The 8,883-nt window shown below is 74.3% G+C and carries 7 protein-coding genes; 2 read left to right on the forward strand and 5 right to left on the reverse strand.

Annotated features, from left to right (window positions below; genetic code table 11):
• A partial coding sequence (locus ACSNOC_RS25840; RefSeq protein ID WP_436749984.1) for an MFS transporter occupies positions 1–1,319 on the reverse strand: 1,319 nt, incomplete at its 3' end.
• A 136-nt stretch (positions 1,320–1,455) separates the two neighbouring features.
• Between ACSNOC_RS25840 and ACSNOC_RS25845 the strand changes: the two genes are divergently transcribed.
• The gene (locus ACSNOC_RS25845; RefSeq protein WP_436749985.1) at positions 1,456–1,824 is read left to right on the forward strand and encodes a tetratricopeptide repeat protein; all 369 of its coding nucleotides are present in this window, start codon (positions 1,456–1,458) and stop codon (positions 1,822–1,824) included.
• A 17-nt stretch (positions 1,825–1,841) separates the two neighbouring features.
• On the opposite strand, the gene ACSNOC_RS25850 is transcribed toward ACSNOC_RS25845, so the two are convergent.
• The 3 genes from ACSNOC_RS25850 to ACSNOC_RS25860 all read right to left on the reverse strand — a co-directional run bounded on the left by ACSNOC_RS25850 (position 1,842) and on the right by ACSNOC_RS25860 (position 5,567).
• Positions 1,842–3,704 (reverse strand): transketolase, encoded by a 1,863-nt coding sequence (locus tag ACSNOC_RS25850; protein ID WP_436749986.1) that lies wholly within the window; start codon positions 3,702–3,704, stop codon positions 1,842–1,844.
• Between the two features lie 104 nt (positions 3,705–3,808).
• Complete coding sequence (locus ACSNOC_RS25855) at positions 3,809–4,984, reverse strand: Vms1/Ankzf1 family peptidyl-tRNA hydrolase (RefSeq protein WP_436749987.1); 1,176 nt, start codon at positions 4,982–4,984, stop codon at positions 3,809–3,811.
• A 40-nt stretch (positions 4,985–5,024) separates the two neighbouring features.
• Positions 5,025–5,567 carry a type 1 glutamine amidotransferase domain-containing protein gene (locus ACSNOC_RS25860; RefSeq protein WP_436749988.1) on the reverse strand — a complete coding sequence of 181 codons (543 nt, stop codon included), beginning with the start codon at positions 5,565–5,567 and terminating at the stop codon, positions 5,025–5,027.
• Positions 5,568–5,821: 254 nt separating this feature from the next.
• On the opposite strand from ACSNOC_RS25860, the gene ACSNOC_RS25865 reads away from it, so the two are divergent.
• Complete coding sequence (locus tag ACSNOC_RS25865) at positions 5,822–7,720, forward strand: Dyp-type peroxidase (RefSeq protein WP_436749989.1); 1,899 nt, start codon at positions 5,822–5,824, stop codon at positions 7,718–7,720.
• Positions 7,721–7,795: 75 nt separating this feature from the next.
• On the opposite strand, the gene ACSNOC_RS25870 is transcribed toward ACSNOC_RS25865, so the two are convergent.
• Positions 7,796–8,767, reverse strand: a complete 972-nt coding sequence (locus ACSNOC_RS25870) for a TIGR03557 family F420-dependent LLM class oxidoreductase (protein WP_436749990.1) — start codon at positions 8,765–8,767, stop codon at positions 7,796–7,798.
• Between the last annotated feature and the right edge of the window lie 116 nt (positions 8,768–8,883).

The following is an 8,883-nucleotide window of genomic DNA, read 5'->3' on the forward strand; positions in this document are numbered from 1 at the left end:
AGCAGCACCAGCGCGCCGCAGCCGGCGATCACCCACCACCCCGCGGTACGCGCCCCCGCCGCGAGCGCCGCGCCGGCGACGGCGACCCCGAGCGCCGACCCGACCTGCCGCCCGGTGGAGGCCACCCCCGCCGCCACCCCGGCCCGCGACGGCGGCATGCCGGTGACGGCGGTGGTGGTGATCGGCGCGTTCACCAGGCCGAACCCGATCCCGAACACCACATAGACGCCCAGCAGCACCGCGACCGGGGTGTCCGGCTCCAGACGCGTGAGCACCGCGCCGCTGCCGGCGATCGCGGCCCCCGCGAGCAGCAGCGGGAGCCGGGCGCCGCGGCGGCCCACCAGATAGCCCGACAGCGGCGAGAAGACCAGCGTCATCGCGGCCATCGGCAGCAGGAACAGCCCGGCGCGCAGCGCGGACAGCCCGCGCTCCTCCTGCAGGTACAGGGTGTTGAGGAACAGGAAGCCGCCCAGCCCGGCGAACGACACCACCGCGCACGCGAACGCCCCGGTGAACGGCACGCTGCGGAAGAACCGCAGCTCCAGCAGCGGCTCCGCGCGCCGCGGCTCGTACCACAGCAGGCCCGCCAGCGCGCCGAGCGCGACCGCGCCGCAGACCGCCGGCACCGGGGAGTCCCAGCCGGCGCCGCCGCCCTCGATGATGCCGAACGTCAGCGAGCCCAGCAGCGTCACCACCAGCACCTGCCCCACCGGGTCGATCCGGCGGGGCCGGGGGGCGCGGGACTCCGGCACGTAGCGCGCGGTGAGCAGCAGGGCGGCGGCGCCGACCGGGACGTTGAGCCAGAAGACGGCCCGCCACCCGAAGGAGTGCGTCAGCGCGCCGCCCAGCACCGGGCCGACCGACATGGAGATGCCCATGACCCCGCCCCAGACGCCGATCGCGCGGGCCAGCTCCCGGGGGTCCTGAAAGGTGTTGCGGATGATCGACATGGCCACCGGGTTGAGCATCGACCCGCCCAGGGCCTGCGCCGCGCGGAAGACGATCAGCCAGCCCAGGCCCGGCGCCAGCGCGCACAGCACGGAGCCCGCGGTGAAGACCAGCAGCCCGGCGCGGAAGACCCGGCGCCGGCCGATCCGGTCCGCCGTCGAGCCGGCGAGCATGAGGAACGACGCCAGGACCACCGTGTACACGTCGATCGTCCACTGCAGCCCGGGGACGTCCGCGCCCAGCTCGCGCCGGAGCGACGGCAGCGCGACGTTGAGCGCCGTGACGTCCAGGCTGACCATCAGCAGGCTCATGCAGCAGATCGCCAGCACCGTCCGCCGCCGGCCGCGCGCCACCGCCGCGCGGTCAGCCATGCCCGGTCGTCGCGCCCGGCGCCGCCCCGCGCCCGGGGCGGTCCGGAATTCCGCGGGGGAATACTGGCCGCGACCCCGGTGTTGGGCCCACCCTGGTACACGTGCCGACGCCTCGACCTGTTCCCAAGGAGGCCCCGTGCCCGACGCCACACCCGAAACCCATGTCATCGCCTACCGGGCGGCCGAACAGCTCCTCCAGGCCCGCGATCCACGCGGCGCGCTGAAGCTGCTCGACCCCCTGATCACCGCCCACCCGGAGAACACGGCCGCCCGCCTGCTGCGCGCCCGTGCCTTCTTCCTCGCCGCCCAGCTCCGCTCCGCCGAGCTGGAGTTCCAGCTCGTCCTGGAGCGCGAGCCGGACAACGCGTTCGCGCACTTCGCCCTGGCCCGCACGCTGGAGCGCGCCGGCCGCGACGGCGAGGCGACCCGCCACTTCCGGCTGGCCGCCGCCCTCGACCCGCGCCCCGACTACCTGGCCGCGGCCCGCTTCGAAGAGGCTCCCTGAGGGCCGCGTCCGCCCTCTCAAGCCGCCGCCGCGTTCGTCGCGCCCGCCTCCGCGACGTGCCGGCGGGCGGCCGTCACGATCGCGCCGGCGTCGATCCCGGCCTCCCGCAGCTGCTCCTCCGGCGTCGCCGAGCCCGGCATGTTCCCCACGGCCAGCCGGATCAGGCGCGGCACCGGCCGCCCGTCCGTGAAGGCGTCCAGCACCGCGTCCCCGAGTCCGCCCTCGGGCCGGTGGTCCTCCACCGTCAGCAGACAGCCGGTCTCCTCGGCCGCCGCCCACAGCGCCCGCGCGTCCACCGGCTTCACCGAGTACAGATCCAGCACCCGCGCCGGGATGCCGTCCGCCGCCAGCTCGTCGGCGGCGGTCAGCGCCTCGTGCACGGTCACCCCGGCGGCCACGATGGTCAGCCGGTCCGCGTCCGAGGAGCGCAGCACCTTGCTGCCGCCTACCGGGAACTCCTCGTGCGGGCCGTAGATCACCGGACTCTTCCCGCGTGAGGTGCGCAGATAGCGCACCCCCGCGCCGTCCGTCATGCCCGCGACCAGGCGCGCGGTCTGGTTGGCGTCGCACGGGTAGAGCACGGTGCTGCCGTGCACGGACCGGAACATCGCCAGGTCCTCCAGACCCATCTGGGACGGGCCGTCCTGCCCGATCGCCACCCCGGCGTGCGACCCCGCGACGCTGATGCCGGCCCGGCTGACGGCCGCCATCCGCAGGAAGTCGTGCGCCCTGGTCAGGAACGCGGCGAACGTCGACACGAACGGCGTCCAGCCGCGCACCTGCATCCCGACGGCCGTGGCGATCAGCTCCTGCTCGGCGATGTAGCACTCGAAGAACCGGCCGGGGTGCTCCTTGGCGAAGAACTCCGACCGCGTGGAGTCGCTGACCTCGCCGTCCAGCGCCACCACGTCGGCCCGGTCGGCGCCCACGGCGGCCAGCGCCCGCCCGTACGCGTCCCGCGTGGCGACCCGGTCCCCGACCGTGTAGCGCGGCAGGTCGGCGTGGACGCCGTGGGCCTGCCGGGGGGCCGTGGAGGCGGGCGGGCGCCGCACCTCGACCGTCAGGTTCCGCACGCCGCCGAGCTCCTCGACGGCCTCCCGCACGTCCGGCAGCGGTTTGCCGTGCATGCCCTCGCGGTCCTGCGCCGCCGCGACGCCCCGGCCCTTCACGGTCCGGGCCAGCACCGCCGTCGGCCGGTCCTGGGCACCGATCGCCTCCGCGTAGGCCGCGTCGATCGCCGCCGGGTCGTGGCCGTCCACCTCGACCGTGTGCCAGCCGAACGCCCGCGCGCGCCGCGCGTACGCGCCCAGGTCCCACTGGTGCCGCGTCGGCCCGCGCTGTCCCAGCCGGTTGACGTCGACGATCGCGGTGAGGTTGCTCAGCCCCTCGTACCCGGCGTGCTCGAACGCCTCCCAGACCGAGCCCTCGGCCAGCTCGCTGTCGCCGCACAGCACCCACACCCGGTACGGCATCTCGTCCAGGCGCCGCCCGGCCAGCGCGATGCCCACGCCGATGGGCAGCCCCTGGCCCAGCGAGCCGGTGGCGACGTCCACCCACGGCAGGCGGGGCGTGGGGTGGCCCTCCAGGCGGCTGCCGTACTCGCGGAACGTCAGCAGCTCCTCGTCGGAGATCACGCCGGCCGCCTTGTACGCGGCGTACAGCAGCGGCGACGCGTGGCCCTTGGACAGGATCAGGTGGTCGTTGCCCGGGTGGTCCGGCCAGTCGAAGTCGTAGCGCAGATACCTCGCCATCAGCACGGCCATCAGGTCGGCCGCGGACATCGAGGACGTCGCGTGCCCGGAGCCGGCGGTCGACGTCGCGCGCACCGCGTCCACCCGGAACTGCTGCCCGAGCTCGGCCAGGTACTGGTCTGTGGTCATGCGAGCCTCCTGGTTGAAAGCGTGCGCGGGCGGGTACCCCGGCGCCCCGGCGCGTAACGGCGCCGGGGCGGAGCTGCTTCTCGCGGTCGGGGCGGGCCGCCGGGTCAGGCCGTGGGCCGGTGGCCGCCGCCGGGCACGCCGTCCGGGTAGGGCCAGCGCAGGACCGCGCCGAGCCCGCCGGCCGGCAGCGTGCCGGTGCCCGCGCCGGCCGGTGTCCCGGGCAGCGCCACCACGTCGGCGCCGGTCGCCGCCGCGGAGCGCAGCAGCGCGTCGTCGGCGCGCGCCGGCTCGGGCGCGGGCTCGCCGAGGTACCGGGAGTCGGAGCGGCGCAGCGCCAATTGGTCCGGTTCGGGGCCCACCCACACGTCCCGGTGCAGGTCGGGGCCGCCCTGCCGGACCAGCAGGGTGTCGATGCGGTGCTCGCGCGCGGCCTCCACCAGCGCGGGCACGCCCTCGGCGGCCTCGATGCGGCCCCGCTGCCCCGGCGCACGCCCGGCCTCGAACCGCTCCAGCGCCTCGGCGGTGTGCTCGCGCGCCAGTTCCTCGCGGGCCCGCGCGATGTCGGCGTCCAGCAGCTTGGGCGAGGCGCCCGCCGCCCGGCCGCCGTGCTCGGACTCGACGGTCACCTCGCGCAGCGACTCCGGCAGCCGGTCGCGCACCGCGCGCCGCTCCCGCTGGTCGCCGGCCAGCACCAGCATCTCGGCGTGCGCCCGCTCGGCGTCGGCGGCCAGGGTCTCGGCGATGCGGGCCGCGTTCTCGTCCCAGGTGTTCTGGACGGAGAGCTGGAAGTGCCGCTCCGACCAGTCGGCCCGCCCGGTGCGGTGCATCGGCCACTCCCGGCCGCGCACCTCGGCCGCCGGGCGCGGCCGGCCGTGGGGGGCGCGCAGTTGCAGATCGGCGCCCCGGCGGTCGACGAACGCCACCAGGGTCGTCGGGTCCTGCCCGCCGTAGTCCAGCAGCGGCGCCAGGCGCGGCAGCACGGCCCAGCTCGTCATCGGCGGGGACGGCGGCGGCACGGCCAGCGGCACGTCGAGGACGGCCTCGCCGTCGGTGGCGAAGACCGCGTGGCCCACCTCGTCCGGGGACAGGCCGCTGAGCGTGTCGTACACGGCACGGCACGTCGCCTCGTCCGCCCCCAGGTCGGCCAGCCGGTCGCGGGCGCCGCGCGCCTGCAACTCCCGCACCGCGGCGGCGTCCTCCGTCGCGTCGGAGGTGTCGAAGTACACCGAGGCCCAGGGGCCCGGCCTGTGCAGCAGCGGGTCGAGGAACGCGAGGTTCATGGCTTCCTCCGGTGCGTATCGGGATCGGGGGCGGCGGCCGTCACACGGCGACCTTCCCGAACTCCCTCAGCATCGCGTCGTTGAAGAACTGCAGGTCGTCCGGCTTGCGGCTGGTGATCAGCGTGCTCGGCGCCTCGTGGCAGACCACCACCGGCTCGTCCACCCACGTGGCGCCGGCGTTGCGCAGGTCCGTGCGCAGGCTCGGCCAGGACGTCATGGTCCGGCCGCGCACCACACCGGCCTCGACGAGGGTCCACGGCCCGTGGCAGATCGACGCCACCGGCTTGCCGGCGTCGAAGAACGCCCTGACGAACGCGACGGCCCGCTCGTCCATCCGCAGCGCGTCCGGGTTGGCGACGCCGCCGGGCAGGACCAGCGCGTCGAACTCGTCGGGGGACGCCTGCCCCACCGTGCCGTCCACCGGGAAGGTGTCCGCCTTGTCCAGATGGTTGAACGCCTGGACGCTGCCGGGCCTGGTCGAGATGAGCTGCGGCGTCTCGCCGGTCTCCGCGAGCGCCTGCCAGGGCGACGTCAGTTCGATTTGCTCGACGCCCTCGTGTGCCATCACAAATGCGATCCGCATATTCTCACCGTTCCTTGTGCGTGCGGCGTGACGATCTCCGGCGCGCTCCGGGTAGCCAGTGGGGCGTAAACGGAAACATCGGTACGCTCGATGCCGCGACTGCCCTCTGATGGGTGGTTTCGTGAAGGAAGTGGCCCGTTGACATGGGCGGGCCGATAAGTTCCGTGCGCGTACGGGCGTATTCGCACCGGCGCGTTCCCCATCGCATCGTATTCGGAGAATCCATGGCACAAACCGCCGCAGATTCCGCGGTCGTGAGCCCCGTGATTCCGGGGCCCGGCACGGCCGCCGCGGCTCAGTTACCCCTGCGGGACAGCACCGAGATCCAGGGCGACGTCCTCGCGGGCTTCAGGAAGGACTACGTTCAGCTCCTGTTCCTCACCATCGGGGATCCGGCGCAGGCCAGGCGCTGGCTGGGCAGGCTCCGCCACCGGATAGCCACCACGCGGGACGTGGCCGCGTTCAACGCCACGTTCAGCGCGGCCCGCCGCAACGCGGCCGGTACCGACCCGGCCGGCCTGCGGGCCGTGTGGCGCTCGGTGAGCTTCACCCACCCCGGGCTGGTGCGACTCCTGGGCGAGTCGCCCATCGCGGACGTGCCGGACGGCACCACGCAGGCCGCGTTCGTCCAGGGCTCCGCCGCCCGCAAGGCGATCGTCGGGGACACCGGGGCCAACGACCCGGCGCACTGGCTGTTCGGCGCCGAGCACACCGACCCCGTGCACGTGATCCTCACGGTCGCCGCCGACCGCGCCGAGGACCTCGGCCCGGCGCTCGCCCGGGAGCGCGAGGAGATCGCCGCCCACCGGCTGTCCGTCGCCTTCGAGCAGACCGGCGCCACGCTGGAGGGCAACCGGCGGGGCAAGGAGCACTTCGGCTTCAAGGACGGCGTCAGCCAGCCGGGCGTGCTGGACTTCGACGAGGCCGACCCCGACAAGCCCGAGTACCAGAAGGGCAAGCCCGGGACCCGGATCATCCCGCCGGGCGAGTTCGTCGTGGGATACCCGACCGACCACCGCAGGCCGGCCACGCTGCCGGACTGGATGAAGGACGGCTCGTTCCACGTGGTGCGCCGGCTGGCCCAGGACGTGCCGGGGTGGTGGGCGCAGGTCGCCGACCAGCTCAAGATCCTCAAGGACGCCAAGGCCGTGCCGGAGACGGCGACCACCGAGTGGCTCGCCGCCCGCCTGTTCGGCCGCTGGCGGTCCGGCACGCCCGTCGCCAAGAGCCCGGACGTGGACGTGCCCGTGCGCCCCGGAGCTGACACGGACAACGACATCAGCTTCCGGGACGACACGGACGGCCGCGTCACGCCCCTCTTCTCCCACGTGCGGAAGGTCAATCCGCGCGACGGCCTGAAGGTCCGGACCACCGATCCGGCACCGCTGGCCGAGAAGGGGGCGCTGGACGGCAGGCGCCTGATGCGCCGCGGGATCCCCTACGGTATGCCGTTCGACCCGGCCGGCGGGGAGGCGAACGGGCCGGACGCACCGAGGGGTCTCGTCTTCGTCACCTACCAGTCGGACCTGGTCCAGCAGTTCGAGTTCGTGCAGAACATCTGGATCAACGGGCCGAACTTCCCCGAGCGGGTTCCGCCGGTCGGCGGCGACGCGGTGATCGGCACGGAGGGCAAGGTCTCGTATCCCTCCGGCGGCACCGAGACCCCGACGGCGAGCGTGGAGCTGAGCCTGCGGCAGTTCGTCCGCACCGAGGGCAGCGTCTACGCGTTCACGCCGTCGCTCTCGGCGCTCAAGCAGCTCGCGGACGGCACCATCCCGCCGGGGGGCGGGCCCGCCAAGGAGCAGGTGATCACCGCGCCGGAGGCGATCCAGCGGGGGGACGTGATCAGCTCGCTCAAGGCCCGGCTGCGGTTCAACGACGTGACCGGGAACCTGGTGGTGCACGACGAGAACGAGGAGGAGATCTGGAGCACCGGCCTCGACCCGGAGCTCGAACGGAAGGCGGTCCGCGCCGACTTCACCGTGGAGGGGGAGCTGCTGCTGACCAACACCGACGAGCAGGTCGTCTGGCCGCCGGAGGGGGAGCGGCTCGGCTCCCACCCGGGGGCCGTGCTGGTGGTCCAGACCGACGGTGACGTGGTGATCCGCGCCGCCGACGGCAGTGTCCTCTGGCACACCGACACCGCGCACTGAGGTGCGCGGGCGGGGACCGGCCGGGCGGCCGGTCCCCGCGCCCACGGCGGGGGCGGGCCGGGCGCGCGCGGGAGGTCAGTCCCGGGGCTTCAGGGCGCGGAGCCGGCGGTCCAGCTCCCGCTGGTAGAAGTCGATGAAGCCGTCCGGGTCCGGACCGGCGTTCTGCGTCACCAGGTGGTCGAAGCCCGCGTCGACGAACTGCTGCGCCACCTCCACGAACCGGTCCGGGTCGGGCCCGCAGGCGAACCGCTCCAGCACGTCCGGCTCGCGGACGGTGGCGGAGGCCGCCTCGAAGTTGACCGGGTTGGGCAGCTCGCTCATCACCTTCCAGCCCAGCAGCGCCCACCGGCTGGTCTCCAGAACCGCCTGGGCCGCGGTGTGTGCGTCGGGCGCCCAGGCCATGGGCACCTCGGCGTAGCGCGGGCCGGTGCCGCCCGCCTTGCGGTAGGTCGCGACGAGGTCCCGCTTGGGCTCGGTGGCGAACAGCCCGTCCCCGAGGTCGGCGGCGATGTGGGCCGCCTCCGCGCCGCCCGCGGCCACCGCGATCACCGGCGGCTCGGCGGGCAGGTCGAAGATCCTCGCGTCCTCGATCCGCAGGTGCTTGCCCTCGTAGGAGCGGTAACCGCCCTGCCACAGCAGGCGGATGATGTGCAGCGCGTCGCACAGCCGCTCGTGCCTGACCCGGACCGAGTCGGGGAAGCCGATGCCGACGACGTGCTCGTTGAGCCGCTCGCCGGAACCGATGCCGAGCGTGAACCGGCCGTCGGAGACGAGGGAGAGGGTCGCCGCGGCCTGGGCGATGATCGCCGGGTGGTAGCGGACGGTGGGGCAGGTGACGCCGGTCGCCAGACCGATCCGCTCGGTCTTCGCCGCGATCGAGCCCAGCACGGTCCAGGCGAACGGCGAATGGCCCTGGTTGTCCAGCCAGGGATGGAAGTGGTCGCTGATCTCCACGAAGTCGAATCCGGCCCGCTCGGCGAGCTGCGCCTGGCGGATGAGCTCCTGGGGACCGAAGGACTCGGCGGCCAGTTTGTAACCGATGCGCATCAGTGCCTCATTTCCCATGGTTTGGGAACCATGTTCCTCCCGGGGTGGTGAGGCCGCCACTCGGGACCGGGAGGGCCGGGGGGGGGGGGGGGGGGGGGGGGGGGGGGGGGGGGGGG

This window comes from Streptomyces sp. URMC 129, assembly GCF_051386415.1.
In the GTDB taxonomy this organism is placed as follows: Bacteria; Actinomycetota; Actinomycetes; order Streptomycetales; family Streptomycetaceae; genus Streptomyces.

Bases quoted from the DNA above. Each gene is read 5' to 3' on its own strand.
- ACSNOC_RS25850 (WP_436749986.1), bottom strand. From the start codon at position 3,704: ATGACCACAGACCAGTACCTGGCCGAGCTCGGGCAGCAGTTCCGGGTG.
- ACSNOC_RS25855 (WP_436749987.1), bottom strand. From the start codon at position 4,984: ATGAACCTCGCGTTCCTCGACCCGCTGCTGCACAGGCCGGGCCCCTGG.
- ACSNOC_RS25860 (WP_436749988.1), bottom strand. From the start codon at position 5,567: ATGCGGATCGCATTTGTGATGGCACACGAGGGCGTCGAGCAAATCGAA.
- ACSNOC_RS25870 (WP_436749990.1), bottom strand. From the start codon at position 8,767: ATGCGCATCGGTTACAAACTGGCCGCCGAGTCCTTCGGTCCCCAGGAG.